This window comes from Adhaeribacter pallidiroseus, from assembly GCF_003340495.1.
In the GTDB taxonomy this organism is placed as follows: Bacteria; Bacteroidota; Bacteroidia; order Cytophagales; family Hymenobacteraceae; genus Adhaeribacter; species Adhaeribacter pallidiroseus.
This window is the reverse complement of sequence record NZ_QASA01000001.1, coordinates 1,425,399-1,441,643: the sequence shown is the minus strand read 5'-3', so window position 1 is coordinate 1,441,643 and position 16,245 is coordinate 1,425,399. Positions and strand designations below refer to the sequence as shown.

At 45.0% G+C, this 16,245-nt stretch carries 9 protein-coding genes; 8 read left to right on the top strand and 1 reads right to left on the bottom strand.

The window, feature by feature from the left end; translation table 11 throughout:
• Positions 1–211 precede the first annotated feature (211 nt).
• Positions 212–1,285, top strand: a complete 1,074-nt coding sequence (locus AHMF7616_RS05565; RefSeq protein WP_115371982.1) for a LacI family DNA-binding transcriptional regulator — start codon at positions 212–214, stop codon at positions 1,283–1,285.
• Between the two features lie 17 nt (positions 1,286–1,302).
• Here AHMF7616_RS05565 and AHMF7616_RS05560 read toward each other — a convergent pair whose 3' ends face one another.
• Positions 1,303–1,866, bottom strand: a complete 564-nt coding sequence (locus AHMF7616_RS05560; protein WP_147275610.1) for a hypothetical protein — start codon at positions 1,864–1,866, stop codon at positions 1,303–1,305.
• A 523-nt stretch (positions 1,867–2,389) separates the two neighbouring features.
• Between AHMF7616_RS05560 and rhaT the strand changes: the two genes are divergently transcribed.
• The 7 genes from rhaT to AHMF7616_RS05520 all read left to right on the top strand — a co-directional run bounded on the left by rhaT (position 2,390) and on the right by AHMF7616_RS05520 (position 16,242).
• Positions 2,390–3,460 carry an L-rhamnose/proton symporter RhaT gene (gene rhaT, locus AHMF7616_RS05555; RefSeq protein WP_115371980.1) on the top strand — a complete coding sequence of 357 codons (1,071 nt, stop codon included), beginning with the start codon at positions 2,390–2,392 and terminating at the stop codon, positions 3,458–3,460.
• Between the two features lie 253 nt (positions 3,461–3,713).
• Positions 3,714–5,840: a bifunctional aldolase/short-chain dehydrogenase gene (locus AHMF7616_RS05550; RefSeq protein ID WP_115371979.1), complete on the top strand. Its 2,127-nt coding sequence runs from the start codon at positions 3,714–3,716 to the stop codon at positions 5,838–5,840.
• A gap of 666 nt (positions 5,841–6,506) precedes the next feature.
• A complete protein-coding gene (locus AHMF7616_RS05540) occupies positions 6,507–7,790 on the top strand; it encodes a sugar isomerase (protein WP_115371977.1) in 1,284 nt (427 codons plus the stop codon).
• Between the two features lie 262 nt (positions 7,791–8,052).
• Positions 8,053–9,375, top strand: coding sequence for an FGGY-family carbohydrate kinase (locus tag AHMF7616_RS05535; RefSeq protein ID WP_115371976.1), 1,323 nt, complete (start codon positions 8,053–8,055; stop codon positions 9,373–9,375).
• Between the two features lie 868 nt (positions 9,376–10,243).
• Positions 10,244–13,309, top strand: coding sequence for a SusC/RagA family TonB-linked outer membrane protein (locus AHMF7616_RS05530; RefSeq protein ID WP_233507754.1), 3,066 nt, complete (start codon positions 10,244–10,246; stop codon positions 13,307–13,309).
• A 187-nt stretch (positions 13,310–13,496) separates the two neighbouring features.
• Complete coding sequence (locus tag AHMF7616_RS05525) at positions 13,497–14,993, top strand: RagB/SusD family nutrient uptake outer membrane protein (RefSeq protein WP_115371974.1); 1,497 nt, start codon at positions 13,497–13,499, stop codon at positions 14,991–14,993.
• Positions 14,994–15,177: 184 nt separating this feature from the next.
• On the top strand, positions 15,178–16,242 hold the full coding sequence (locus AHMF7616_RS05520; RefSeq protein WP_115371973.1) for an aldose 1-epimerase family protein: 1,065 nt from the start codon (positions 15,178–15,180) through the stop codon (positions 16,240–16,242).
• Positions 16,243–16,245: the final 3 nt, after the last annotated feature.

The following is a 16,245-nucleotide window of genomic DNA, read 5'->3' as shown; positions in this document are numbered from 1 at the left end:
TGCTATTTTTGAATGTAATAAGTGAATACATGGTACTTGTTTAGCATTTTCTGATACAAAGAATAATAGCCCCGTGGTTTATCGTGGATATTTTAACATTTTAGCCAGGGTTATAAACCAGGAATTCTATTGAGATTAAAATATATTTAAGGCAGCTTATATATTGTACTGGAAGTCTCCTTAAATTGGGGTTTCTGGCAGCTTTTTAAAAATGGAAAAAAAGAATATTAGAATCAAGGATATTGCGCAGTTAGCGGGGGTTTCCATAGGTACCGTCGACCGGGTATTGCATAACCGCGGCAAAGTTTCGGAAGAAGCTTTGCAGAAAGTACTCAGCACCTTGCGCGAGATTGACTATAAACCTAATTTAATTGCCCGCACCCTGGGTACCAAAAAAGTTTTCCGGATTGCGGTTATTATTCCGGATCCTGCCCAGGACGAATACTGGGCCCAGGCGCACATTGGTATCCGGCACGCTGCCGCCGAATGGGACCAATACGATGTGTACGTGGAAACGCATTTTTTTGACCTGTACCACAAAGAATCCTTTCTGCAACTAACCCAATCGGCGCACCTTACCAAACCCGACGGCATTGTAATTGCGCCCATTTTTTACCACGAGGCCTTGCATTTTCTGCACCAGTGCCAGGCCAGTAAAATACCTTTTGTTATTTTTAATACCAACATCCCGGAAATCCACCCGCTTAGTTTTATCGGGCAGAATTTATTCGACAGTGGCCGGGTAGCCGCCGAATTAATGAGTTTAGGTCAAGATTTACCGGGAACCTTTGCGGTGTTGCACGTAAACGAAGCCAGTGAAAACTCCATCCATTTGCTAGATAAACAACGAGGCTTTGAGCACTTTTTTAAAGTTAAAAACCAGCCGGAATTTAAAACCATGGCGCTGGATATTACCGAAACCGAAGAAGCGAAGTTATTAAAGCAAGTACAGGGCCTGTTGAAAGACAATCAGCTAAAAGGAATTTTTGTAACTACTTCTAAAGGTACTTCTACCATTGCCGGTATTTTAGAAAAGCTGGGGAATAAAGATTTGCGGCTGATCGGTTATGATTTACTGCCCGAAAATGTTGAGCACTTGCAGGCCGGTACCATCGACTTTCTGATTAATCAAAATTCCAAACACCAGACTTTTCTGGGCATTCAGCACCTGGCCAACTTTTTATTTTTAAAAAAAGAACCACCCGCCCGCAATTTACTGCCCCTGGAAATTATTACCCGTGAAAATGTAAATTCTTATTTGGGTTCGGCTTTGCCCCAAACCTGAGGCCGTGGCCCCAAATATTATTTTGTTATTTTTAAAGTACCAATAGCCGCCGCGTATTTTCGGTTTAAACTATCCTGCACAATAATCATGGCTTCTTCGTTTTGCCGGATGGCTTTGGTGATGGGTGCCGAAGCAAAAAGATAAAAATAATCTTTCGGCATTTTCACGATGTACTCCGATGAAACTACTTTATTGGCTTTATCGATGGTGGTTTTATGCAAATACGGTTGGGCATTTACTTGCCGGTTGGCAAAGCCCGCATTTTTAATTTTCACGGTATCTTCTAAACTGATAACGCTGCCCACCGCCGTGTAGAGCACCTGATCGGGATTATCGGCTCCGCCGCTGTAAAACAATATTTTTTGCGGGGTTTGCGCCGTGAGCATGGCTGCGTATTTATTAAATCTTTTATTAGCGGAACGTTGTAAAGAGGCGGTATGCCGTAGGGGCGATTTACTTTCGGGTAATACAATGGAAAGCGGAATGTCCGCATTCGTGTATTGGTTGGTAGTTAAGAATTGGTTAGTTGTGCAACCCAGTAGTCCGAAAAAGCAAAACACACTCGTAAAAAGCAGCTTCATAATTCTTAATTATTTATTTAGTACGCGTACGCAAGATTAGCCGAATAGATTTACCAGGCCCCAGAAGATTTTACGCGGGAAGCCATTAACAAATCTGGCTTTTTAATGCGGAGGCTTCCACCACTTTTTTTAGTTGTTAGAAAAAACTGGGAAAAGCCGCTTTTGGGCTGTTCTAGTAAGCTCCTGGATCTGAATAGGCTAAAATGGATAAGCCGTTGATAGCCGGTTCGTTCGGGTGGTACCCGTAAAATTAATACTGCTGCATCTGCTAAAGGCTACTCCGGAAAATAAAAAAAGCCAAGTACTTCCGTTACGAATTTTGCAGGATAGAGCAGGACAGTTTCTTTTTTCAAAAAAACTACATTTCCCAGTACCGTAAAGCTTAATTTTTAAAATTTTAAAATTTTTAGTGCTCCCTAGTTAAAAACATTCTGGTGGATGTACGGGAAAGCAGGGCATTGCTAGAAAAATTTAATAATAGTTTACACAACCATTAACCGTTAATTAAACAGTACATTCCTCTATGCAGGTTATTCTGGGACTTTTCTACCATTTTATCGGGGGTTTTGCCTCCGGCAGTTTTTACATACCGTTTAAAAAAGTAAAGCAATGGGCCTGGGAAAGTTACTGGCTGGTAGGCGGCATTTTTTCGTGGTTAATTGTGCCACCGCTCGGCGCGGCGCTAACGGCCCCTGGTTACCTGGCCACGCTCACCCGCACGCCCCTATCTACGCTTTTTTATACCTACTTAATGGGTTTGCTCTGGGGTATTGGGGGCTTAACTTTTGGGTTAACCATGCGGTATTTGGGTTTATCGTTGGGCATGGCCATCGTGCTGGGTTTTTGTGCAGCTTTCGGTACGCTGATTCCCCCCATTTTTTACGAGTTTTTTGGCCGGTCGGGTAATGCCAAAACCATCTCGGAATTGCTCAGCACTACTTCCGGGTTGATTATTTTTGCCGGCGTGTTATTGTGTTTGGCCGGCATTGCTATTTGCGGCAAAGCAGGTACCTTAAAAGAACAGGAATTATCGGCCGAACAAAAAACCGAAAACATTAAAGAATTCAACTTCCCGAAAGGCATTCTGGTAGCCATCTTTTCCGGGGTGCTCAGTGCGTTTATGTCGTTTGGCTACGAAACCGGCAAGCCCATTGCCGAGGCTACCGTGGCTCGGGGCATTGATCCGTTGTGGCAGAATAATCCCACTTTGGTCGTTATTTTACTGGGTGGCTTAACTACTAACCTGATCTGGTGTGTTTATTTAAATTTTAAAAATAAAACCGGTGGCGACTACACCAACACCGCGGCCCCGCTCGCCCGGAATTACTTTTTCTCAGCCCTAGCGGGTACCACCTGGTATTTGCAGTTCTTTTTCTACGGCATGGGCGAAAGTCTTTTTTCGGCCAACGGCCTGGGTTTTAGTAGCTGGACCTTACACATGGCATTTATTATTATTGTGAGCAATATCTGGGGTATTTACTTTAACGAATGGAAGGGAGCCAGTCCGCGAACCATGCGCGTTATTGTTCTGGGCATTATTACCGTAATTGTTTCTACCATGGTGGTAGGTTATGGCAATTACTTGGCCGCTTAAGGGATTATTTACTAGTATCTCGGGCAGATTTTTACTAGCTTAAACGGGCTGGAAAATGACCGCAAAAACGACAGGATAGCACAGGATGGGGCCTACAAGCAATATATTTACATTTGATAAGGACAAAAATTGGCGCGGCGCAGGATACGTATGTTTAACTTTTTACGCGCTTTCTTTTTACTGCCCGCGTACGATTACTAACTTTTACCTACCAAACTATTTTTAGCATTAAAAAACTTAAACATAATCGGATATGGATAATGCGACCGCAACTACTACATTTAAATACGTAAGTTATCTCTGGGACGAGCAAGTGGCCAATTCTTTAAAAGATGATGAGGTGGCTCTTCTGATTTATCGTTCTAACTTGTTAGGGGCCGATTTACGCTTAACCAATTACGCCGGCGGCAATACCAGCTGCAAAGTAGATATGCCCGATCCCTTAACCGGCCAGGACGTGGAAGTAATGTGGGTAAAAGGTTCGGGCGGCGACCTGGGTACTTTAAAAAAGAGTGGTTTAGCGGCCTTGTACGTAGATAAACTGCATAGTTTAAAAAACCGGTACCGCGGTCTGGCTTACGAAGACGAAATGGTAGCCTTATTTAACCATTGCATTTACGATCTGGATTCCAAAGCGCCTTCCATCGATACACCTTTACACGCCTTTTTACCTTTTAAGCACATCGACCATTTGCACCCCGATGCCATTATTGCCATTGCGGCGGCGAAAAATGGTGAGCAAATTACCCGTGAGTTGTTCGGCGGCAAAGTAGCCTGGGTGCCGTGGCAACGGCCGGGTTTCGATTTAGGTTTGCAAATGGAAAAAGCAGTACAGGACAATCCGGGCATTACCGGTATTATTCTGGGTAGCCATGGTTTATTTACCTGGGGCGACACAGCTTACGAAAGTTACATCAACACCTTAGAAACCATTGAAAAAGCCTCGGAATACCTGCAAAAAAATTACGGTAAAACCCGGGCGGTGTTTGGCGGAGCCCGGATTCAATCTTTACCCGCCGCAGAACGATTAGCGAAAGCCAGTGAAATGATTCCGGTGCTCCGGGGCTTGTGCTCCAGCCAAAACCGCATGATCGGGCATTTTACCGACGATGAACGCGTGCTGGAATACAGCAACAGTAATGATTTAGCTAAACTAGCTCCCCTGGGTACCAGTTGCCCCGATCACTTTTTACGGACCAAAATCCGGCCTTTGGTATTAGACTTAACGCCCGAGGCGGACATCTCCGATGCCGAAAATTTAAAAAAACAGCTTTCCGATCAGTTTGAAGCTTACCGGGCCGATTATACCGGTTATTACGAGCGCAGCAAACACCCGAATAGTCCCGCCGTGCGCGATGCCAATCCGGTGATTATTATTTACCCGGGAGTTGGCATGTTTTCTTTCGCCAAAGACAAGCAAACGGCCCGCGTTGCCAGCGAATTTTACATAAACGCCATTAACGTCATGCGGGGAGCCGAGGCTATTTCGGAGTACCAGGGTTTACCGGAGCAAGAAGCGTTTGACATTGAATACTGGCTTTTGGAAGAAGCCAAGCTGCAACGCATGCCCAAAGAAAAACCTTTGTCGCGCAAGATTGCATTAATCACGGGCGGTAGCGGGGGCATTGGTAAAGCCATTGCTGATAAACTGGCTCAGGAAGGCGCCTGCGTGGTAATGGTAGATATGCGCGAAAATGATATTCAGGAAGCGCAAACCGAGTTTAATAAAAAATTTGGCCGGGACACCGCCGCCACCGCCGTAGTTGACGTGACGAGTTCCCAAGCCATTGCCAATGCTTTCAAAACCGCAAACCTGGCTTTTGGCGGCGTAGATATTGTGGTAAACTGCGCGGGTTTATCTATTTCTAAACCCATGATGGATACTACCGAGGCGGACTATGATATTTTGCAGGATGTACTGGTAAAAGGGCAGTTTTTGGTATCGCAGCAAGGAGTTAAGATCATGCGCAAGCAGCAATTGGGGGGTGATATTGTAAATATTGTAAGTAAAAACGCCTTGGTATCCGGACCCAACAACATTGCCTACGGCACGGCGAAAGCCGCCCAGTTACACATGTCGCGCTTAATGGCCGCCGAACTCGGGCCGGACAAAATCAGGGTAAACGTGGTTAATCCGGATGCGGTAATCCGGGGTAGCAAAATCTGGGAAAGCGGCTGGGCCGAAGGTCGGGCTAAAGCTTACGGTATTTCCGTAGCCGAATTACCCGCTTACTACGCCAAACGCACCGTACTCAACGAAGAACTGCTGGCCGAAGATATGGCCAATGCCGTGTTTTTATACGTGGGTGGCTTACTAAATAAGAGTACCGGCAACGTGATCAACGTGGACGGTGGTGTACCCGCCGCATTCGTTCGGTAATAGTGCTTAGTTGCAGAAAAAATAAAATGTTAAATTATAAGTTATGCTACATCACTATTTCTTTACTTTCCATAGCACTATTGGCTTATGATTTCTTTGTAACGGATGTATTTAACTTTGAATTTAAGTACCTGCTGGCAATTGGTCTATTATTGATTTTTAATAGAGTAAGGCTTTTTAGAAGGAATATTCTTTCTCTCGTATGGCTTTGGCTTTCAATTAATGGAATACTAATAACAGGCGTACTTTTTAATTTCCGGATTATAGCCTTAACTTCTTTTGGTTATAGCTTTGCTGGCAGCCAACAACCTACTATTTTGCAAGTTGCTTTTTTGACTAATTCTTTATTCTTGATAATGATATTTTATGATTCGATACGATTAATAATGAATAAAAAAGCTAAATCCGGCAACTTTTAAACATTAGCTCTGCTACTATTTATCTAAGTACAATTGATACTATAAATACCAAATGGCGCGAGCGTCCACGCTCGTGTCTACTATTGGGGAGGCCTCTGGCCGGGCAAACGGATTTACTTTGGAACGAAGCAATTTCAGTCACATTCCTACCACCCAGAGGCCGGACGATACGCATCACGAGCGAAGACGCTCGCGATATAACCTTTAACTATTTATCCATTTTTTATCAAATGCCTAACAAAAAGAAATGATCCTAGATAAATCTCTGATTGACCAACACAACGAGACTTTAGCTTCGGCGCAGCAAAAGAAATTTGATTTTCTGCAAAGTAGTTTACAGGACGAAGGTCATGATGTTGCCGCTATTCTGGAGCAATTGGCAGCTTTTCAAATTGCCATTCCGAGTTGGGCATTGGGCACCGGCGGCACCCGCTTTGGGCGGTTTGCCGGCGGCGGTGAGCCTCGCAGCCTCGAAGAAAAACTGGAAGACGTGGGTTTACTGCACGCCCTCAATCAATCCAGCGGGGCTATTTCGCTGCACATTCCCTGGGATATTCCGCAAAATGCGGTGGCCATTAAGCAACTGGCGGCTTCGTTCGATTTACAGTTTGATGCGGTAAATTCCAATACGTTTCAGGACCAAAGCGAGCAGGATTATTCCTATAAGTTTGGCTCTTTAGCGCACACCGATAAGCACGTGCGTGACCAGGCCATAGCGCATAATCTGGAAGTAATTAAACACGGTGTGGATTTAGGTTCCAAGGCTTTAACCATTTGGTTATCCGATGGTACCGATTTTCCGGGGCAGCAAAACTTCCGGCGAGCCTTTAACCGTACCCTGGATTCTTTTCACCAGATTTACGAAGCTTTACCCGCAGATTGGAAAGTTTTTATTGAATACAAACCCTACGAACCGCACTTTTACTCCACCGTGGTGGCCGATTGGGGCACTTCCCTTTTGTTCTGCCAAAAACTCGGTGAAAAAGCCTTGGGTCTGGTAGATTTAGGGCACCACTTGCCCAACACCAATATCGAGCAAATTGTCTCGCGGTTTTTAATGGAAGGCAAGCTGGGCGGTTTTCATTTTAACGATTCGAAATACGGCGACGATGATTTAACCGTGGGCGCCATGCGGCCTTTTCAGCTTTTTTTAATTTTTAACGAATTAGTGGAAGGCATGACTAGTTCCGAAGTAAAAAATCCGGCGCTGAGTTGGATGATTGACGCGAGCCACAATGTAAAAGACCCCCTGGAAGATTTACTGCAATCGGTGGAAGCCATAAAAATAGCGTACGCCCAAGCTTTAATCATCGACCGTAAAGCCTTGGAAAAAGCGCAGGAGCAAAACGATGCCACCCAAGCTCAGGAAATATTACAACAAGCTTACCGGACTGATGTTCGCCCTTTGCTGGCGCAGGTCCGCCTGGACTACGGTGCTGCCATTCAGCCCTTAGCTTTTTACCGCGAACAAAAAATCCGGCAGAAATTGATAAAACAACGGGGCGCTAAAACCTACACCACCGGGTTGTAGGTTGCAGGTTCCAAGTTGCAGGTTGCCAATTAAACTTTAATCTAAATACAATTTTGATCTAAATACAATCACAATAAAATCACAGCAGTTGTCATTCAGGAGGAAACTATTTTGCTATGAAGCAATAACATAAATTAAAAAAGTAGTCAATTTTTAAATTTTCCTGATTCCTTACTTATTCAAATATCATTTATCACCTATAATAAACCCTATTTAACTCCTAACTTATAACTCTAAACTCTTCACTCTAAACTCTCAAAAAATGGTTTCTTGCGTAGCGGTGTTTGATATTGGAAAAACCAACAAAAAATGCGTTCTGTTTGATCAGGAGTACCATATTGTACACGAAATTGAAACCCGCTTTTCCGAAGTTACCGATGATGACGGCGACGCGAGCGAAGATTTACCCGCCTTAACCAATTGGCTGGCAGAAACCTGGCAAATCTTGCAAACTAACGCCCAATTTGATATCCGGGGGCTAAATTTTACCACTTACGGGGCCAGCTTTGTGCATTTAAATGCGCAAAATAAACCGGCTACGCCCCTGTATAATTATTTAAAATCGTTTCCCGAAGACATTGATCAGCAATTTCACGCGCAGTATGGCTCTAAGCTGGCGTTTTCGGCGGTAACGGCCTCCCCTGATTTAGGCATGCTAAATTCGGGTTTGCAAATTTATTGGCTCAAATACAAGAAACCGGAATTGTTCCGGCAGATAAAAACGTCCTTGCATTTACCCCAGTACTGCGCTTTTTTGTTTTCCGGTCAACGGGTATCCGAATATACCAGTATTGGTTGTCACACTGGTTTGTGGGATTTCACCCGAAATCAGTATCATAATTGGGTTTACCAGGAAGATATCATTCCTCGATTGCCTCCCATTACGGATCATACTACTACCTTCAGCATTCGTTTTCGGGAAAACCGAATTCCGGTAGGCATTGGTTTGCACGATAGTTCTGCCGCTTTAATTCCGTACCTAAAAAAATACCAAGAACCTTTCTTGTTACTTTCCACCGGCACCTGGGGTATAACTTTAAATCCGTTTGCGCAAGAGCCCTTAACCGAAGAAATGCTGCAACAAGATTGCTTGAATTATTTAACCTACGACGGCAACCCGGTCCGCGCTTCCCGGGTGTTTATCGGTAACGAACACGAAGTACAAACCAAAAAACTCGCGGCCCATTTTAACAAACCGCTCGATTTTTTTAAAAAAGTTACTTACCAACCCGAGCTTATGCGCCAACCCGCCGCGGCGGGTCAGGTAGAGGAGCCGAGCCGCCATTCGGGTACAAAGGTAAACTACCAAACCCCCAAAGAATTTGATTACCAACTTTACCCATCCTACGAAGAAGCCTACCACGCCTTACTAAACCAGATTATAGAACCCCAGATTAAAGCCATTCACCTGGCCAGTGAGTACCGCATTGCCAGTTTTACAAAGCTTTTAGTAGACGGTGGTTTCTGCAAAAATCAGATTTTCATGAATTTGCTTCAGGCCGCCTTTCCCAACCTGCAAATATTTATTTCGGAAGATTCGCAAGGCACCGCCCTGGGGGCCGCCATGGTCCTAAATGTTTGGTAGAAGCACTATGCACCCCGTTTTAAACTTAACTTTCCCGTAACCGGCAGTGTCCTGCTCTATCCTGTAAACCCAGTATAATTTCGGAAAAAATTGGCCAGGCACAATCCTGTTTTAAAACTAGCGGGCAAATTTTTAGGATTAAAATTAGCCCGGTGCCCGAGGTTTGCCAGCTACTCTTCAATTAGTTTTTCTTTTGACAATATTCCCCAAATTTTTGATTTAAGGCTTCTTTTCAAATTGCTTCATTATAGATTTTAGAATTTACTTACATAATCGATTGTAAATCCTGGATTTTTTAAAAATTACCGGATTTAGAGCCACTATCTTGGGTATTTGCGGTAACTAATTCATACCCCTGAAAAGATAATTCCCTATTCCTTCCGCTTTACTCTCCTCCGGATTGGGTTGTGAGGTTAACTGGGCTCTTTTATCCGGAACCGCCTATGCCCAATTTAGGTCGTTGATGTAAATCTCGGTAAATGCCCAGGCACGTAAAATTCCTGAAATCAAGTTCTAAACAGCCTTACTTCCAGGATCAGGCATTTTTAAAAAGTTAAAAAATTAAAAACTATCTTTTTAAAATTATAGGTTAAGTATACCATATACAAACTGCTTTCTTAGCAAAACTTCCCAAATTATAAAATTTTCAAAATTCTACCTTACTGGCCCGGACACAGCAGGATAGTCTGGTATTTAATAGCCGGTAAATTTAAAATTATTAAAAATAACAGCGCACGCTTTTTTAACGAGTAATAATGTCTACGTGTTATCTACCTAACAAGCATACTTTACGCATTTACCTCATTTCTCCACTTTTAAAAACAAGCAGATGAAACACAAATTACTTAAAACGATGCAGTTGATTGGAATGCTGCATCTAGTATTTCTATCGCTTACCAACGCCTGGGCGCAAAGTGTACCCATTACCGGAAAAGTATCCGGCAACAATGGGGAAGGCTTACCGGGAGTTACAGTTTTATTAAAAGGCACTTCCACCGGCACCGCCACCGATGCAAACGGGAGCTATGCTTTAACCGTACCTAATGCTACCGGAACCTTAGTAATTTCTTTTATCGGGTATATTACCCAGGAAGTAGCTATTAATAACCGCAGTACCATTAACGTCACCCTGGCTCCTGATACCAAAGCGCTGGAAGAAGTAGTAGTGGTGGGCTACGGCAGTCAGCTTAAAAAAGAAGTAACCGGGGCGGTGCAAACCGTAACCGCCAAAGAAATTAAAGACATTCCGGTTTCGCAGGTAACGCAAAAATTGCAGGGCCGGGTGGCTGGCGTACAAATTACCCAGGCAACTGGTAAACCCGGTCAGGGAATTTCGGTGCGTATTCGCGGCCAATTATCGGTTTCGGGCGGCAGCGACCCCTTGTACGTAGTAGATGGTTTCCCGATAACCGGCGGTATTGGTACTTTAAACCCCGACGAGATTGAAGATATTTCGATTTTAAAAGATGCCGCTTCTACGTCGTTGTACGGCTCGCGGGCGGCAAACGGAGTGGTTTTAATCACTACCAAAAGAGGCAAAAGCGGCGAAACCAACGTGAGTTTTAATTCTTTTGTCGGGATTCAACAGGTACCACAGCGGGGTCGCATCGAAATGATGAACGCCGAAGAATTTGCCCAATTTAAAAAAGAATATTACGAAGACGAAGGCAAAACCGTACCCGAAGTTTTTCAGAATCCGGCGCAGTACGCAGGCAAAAACAACGACTGGTACGACGCTTTATTACGCACGGCGCCTATCCAAAGCTATAACTTAACCATTACCTCCAACAAAGAAAAAGTAAATACCGCGGTGGTGGCCGGCGTATTTAACCAGCAAGGCGTAGTGCTGAATAACGCATACAAAAGATACTCTTTACGGGTAAACACCGATTACGAAGTATCAGAAAAGGTGCGCCTGGGCTTTAACCTGGCGCCATCTTACATTTTCGATAATACGCCCCGCACCGACGGCGACCGGGGCACCGGTATTTTATTTAATGCCCTGCATACCTGGCCGATAATGCCCATTCGCGACGAAAATGGAGAGTTAACCAAAGTCAATCGTTTCCCGTCCAACACCGGTAACATTTTCGACTACCCGAACTGGGTGCGGGCCGCCGAAGAACTAACCAATGAAAGCCGCAACGTCAACTTGCTGGGCAATACCTACATTCAGTTTAAACCTTTCAAAGATTTAGTTTTAAAATCTACCTTTAACGCGGAGTTATACAGTTCTAAATTTTTATTTTTTAATCCATCCACCGCTACCAGCGCCATTAATACCCCCATACCTACAACGGCCGTATCCATCCGCAATAACCTGCAGGTTTTTACCTGGCTGAACGAGAACCTGGCTACGTATTCTAAAAAATTCAACGATCATAGTTTTGAATTGCTGGCCGGTTATACCAATCAACGGTTCCAGTTCGATGGCAGCCGCATTCAGGCCGACACCTACGCCAACGACCAGCTTCCTACCATTCAGGGGGCTCTGAACATTAACCGCGCGGGTACCAGCAACGACGTGCAGGAATGGAGTTTATCTTCGGTATTATCGCGGCTAACGTATAATTTTAAAGGTAAATACTTGTTTACGGCCGCCGTCCGGAGCGATGGCTCGTCGCGGTTTGGTTCCCAGAACCGTTGGGGAACTTTTCCTTCGGCTTCGGTAGGTTGGGTAATCTCGGATGAAGAATTTTTAAAAAATATTCCCAAAATATCTTTTGCCAAGGTGCGGGCCAGTTATGGCGTAACCGGTAATAATAATATTGGTAATTACACCCCTTATGCACTTATCAGTAATACCTACAATAATACAAGTTTAAATGCCGCTTTCGGCGATAAGGTAACCCCTGGTGCCGCGGTAATTTCTTTAGCAAATCCCAACCTAAGCTGGGAAACTACCAAACAGTTTGATGCGGGCTTGGATCTGGGCCTTTTTAACGACCGTATTACTTTTATGTATGATTTCTACAAAAAGAAAACCACCAATTTATTATACAGCGTGCAGGTTGCCCAGGAATCCGGGTTTACCAATTACAACGATAACATCGGTGAAATCAACTTCTGGGGCCATGAATTTGCCATTAATACCCGTAACACCGAAGGCAAACTGATCTGGACCACTAATGCCAATATTTCTTTTAACCGCAACAAGGTAATTGCCCTCGCCGAAGGCATTGACCGGGTTTATGGCACCTTCCACATCACCAAAGTAGGCGAGCCCTTCGGCCAGTTTTACGGCTTGATTAAAGAAGGGCTTTACATGAACCAGGAAGATCTCAATAATTCGCCTCAGGTTCCGGGCCGCTCCACCGTGGGTAGTATTAAGTTAAAAGATCTTAACGGCGACGGCATTATCACCAACGGCGGCGACAACGACGACCGTACCATCATAGGCAATCCTTTTCCGGACTTTACGTATGGCATCACCAACAATTTGCAATACGGCAAGTTTGATTTTTCCATTGTGGGTTCCGGTTCGCACGGCAACGATCTATTGGTGCGCCATCTATACAGTACCGCCAACCTGGATGGGGTGTTTAACATGGTGAAAGGAGTAACCAATCGTTTCCGGTCGCCGGAAAATCCGGGGAAAGGTGTTTTTGGTACTACGGTAGGCGGCGGCAATGTTACCGGCATCGAACGGGACTGGATGAGTACCCACTTTATTCAGGATGCTTCTTTCTTTACCATTAAAAACATCACCTTGGGCTATACCCTGGGAGCGCTCAAAAATGTATTTCGTTCTGCCCGCTTGTATACTTCCATCCAACAAGCATATGTATTTACGAAATATACCGGCGGGCCTAATCCGGAAACCAGCGGTAACGGGGCCGGCGATGGCAACGGCGGTAATTTAAGCCAGGGCATTGACTTCTCTAATTACCCCGTGCCCCGCACCTATACCATTGGTATTAATGTAAATTTTTAAAAAGAGCCAAGAAGCCTCTCCCCTAACCCCTCTCCGGTGGAGAGGGGAATTAAAGTTCACATTTCTAACCCTATAGATGGCTTGGAGCAAACTCCTTAACATACACTCCCTCTCTACCGGAGAAGGGGCAGGGGGTGAGGCCTTACAAAAGATTGTTTTTATAGATATTCTAAACTTTAGAAATAGAATGAAAAAGTTAATCCTATATACCTTATTTACCGGTACTTTGCTTACTAGTTGCAAAGATGATTTTCTAACTATTGTTCCGGAAACGCAGTTGAGTTCGGCCATCTTTTTTACCAAAGAAGCCGATTTTCAACAAGCCGTGAATGCTGCTTACGTTCCCCTGCGCACCATCTTTAACGACCGGGCCTGGTTACTAAGCGAAATGCACTCCGATAACACGTATTACGCTCGTAATCCGCTTTTTGGGGCTACCGAGCAACAGGAAGACCTGGCAGATTTTGCCTTACCCACGGCTAATGGGGTTACTTCTAATACGCACGTGCTTAACCAATACCGGCAGGATTATTTACTAATTTCCCGGGCCAACCAGGTATTAGCCACCATTGATAACGTGGATTTTGCTGCCGAATCAAAGAATAATTTAAAAGGCCAAGCCTTGTTTTTGCGGGCTTTTGCTTATTTTGAACTCGTTCGTTACTTCCAAAAGGTGCCTTTGCATTTAACGCCGGTAGCCAACCGCGAAGAAGCCGCTTTACCTTTAGCCTCGGAAGAAGAATTATATAACCAAATTATTAAAGATGCCACCGAAGCCGCCACTTTATTGCTACCTAAATCCAAGCAGGAAGCCGGCCGGGCCACCTCCGGCGCCGCCCGTACTTTACTGGCCAACGTGTACATCGTGCAGAAAAAGTGGGCCGAAGCCGAAACCGTTCTGCGGGAAGTAGTAAACAGCAACGAGTACGCTCTTATTCCCAATTACGCCGATGTTTTTTCTACTTCCACGGGTAATAAAAATAATAAAGAGTCGGTATTTGAAGTTCAGTTTTTGGAGGGCTCCGCCGGTTTAAACGGCAACTTTATTTATCAGTTTATGCCCCGCGACATTACCGCGGCGGAACTAGGCGCTATTACCGGAGTTTCCAATCCGCAGCCGCTTAGCGGCGAAGGCAACAATATTCCGACCCCCGACATTATTGCGGCTTACGAACCCGGTGACACCCGCAAAGAAGCTTCGATTGGTTATGTTACTCTCAGCGGCGGCCCGCGGGCGAAGGAAGCCTACCCGTACATAAAAAAATACGCCAAAACGCACGCTTTATTCAATAATACCGGTACTAATTGGCCGGTTTATCGTTATTCCGAAGTTTTACTGTTTTTAGCCGAAGCTCTAAACGAACAAGGAAAATCCGGCGAGGCGGCTACCTTCCTGAATCAGGTTCGTACCCGGGCTGGTTTGGGCGAAGCTACCGGCGATTTATGGGAGGCTATTTACCAGGAACGGCGCGTAGAACTCGCATTTGAAAACAAACGCTGGTTCGATCTCGTGCGCACGGGCCGGGCTATTGAAACAATCACGGCTTACGGCAGCCGCATTAAAGCCAATCCGCAAGCTTATTATTATCCCAATGACCGTTCGCCCCGTGGCCATGCTTTTAGCAATATTACCTTATACTATCCATTACCAGCCGATGAAGCGGCTTTAAGCCCTTATTTTTAAAATTTTTATATTTTTGTGTCGAAACAAAGCAACAAAATGAGATTATTTCATTTTGTTGCTTTGTTTCGTAAAATCTAATGCCTGCCGGTCCAAGTGGCTTAATCGTTTAAATGGATTTCCGGATTTTATTTTTATTTATTAAGTATTCTTCCTAGTTTATAAGCCTATTAACCAAAACGGAAAATTGACACGCTTTCCCTGGCATCAAAAAATTTCGAACTTTGCCCAATTGGGCGGCATTGAGACAGCTGTCCTGGATAATGGACCGGGCCGCGGCACCCGCATTGCCTGGATTAATACCGGCACCGGCTTGCGGTACAAAGTAGTGCTGGACCGGGCCATGGACATTGCCGATGCCTTTTTTAATCAGCACAGTTTAGCCTGGCTGAGTCATTCGGGTGTTACATCGCCGGAACCATTCTCGAACCACGGATTGGAATGGCTCCGTACCTTTGGCGGGGGCTTGGTAACTACCTGTGGCTTATCGCACGTGGGCGGCCCCGAAAACAGTGCAACCGGCGAACTAGGCTTACACGGTCAAATCAGTAATATTCCCGCCGCAATAGAATCCATCGTGCAACCTGATCCTTTAGCCGGCCAAATGGAAATGCGGATTACCGGCCGCATGAAACAAACCCAGGTGCTAGGCCCTAGCCTGGAACTGAAACGCACCATTAGTAGCACCTTGGGTCAGGCCAAAATTAAAATTCAGGATGAAGTCATAAACCGTGGCAATAAACCCGCGCCGCACATGTTGTTGTACCATTGTAATTTTGGCTGGCCCCTGGTAGATGAAGGTACCGAAATTATCTGGTCGGGCAGTTGGGAATCGCCGGGAGAAGTTACCCCGAGCAAAATCTTCCGGGAAGGTAATAATTTTAAAAAATGCTCCCCTCCCATCGATGCCCACGCGGGCACCGGCGAAGAAGTAGCTTTTATTCAGATTAACCCCGATGCCGATGGTATTTGCACTGTTGGTTTACATAATCCAGATCTGGCAGTTGCCCTGGCTTTACGTTTTCCGAAGAAACAATTACCCTGGTTCACCAATTGGCAACACTGGGGCAAAAACGAATATGTTACCGGCCTGGAACCGGGCACGCATCCGCCCATTGGTCAAACCAAGGCGCAGGAACAAAACACCCTTCTTTACTTAGAACCCGGCGAAACCCGCCCATACAACCTGGAAATCGAGGTTTTAACCACCGCCGAATCTATTGCCTTATTCATACAAAATAATCAAGCTTAAATA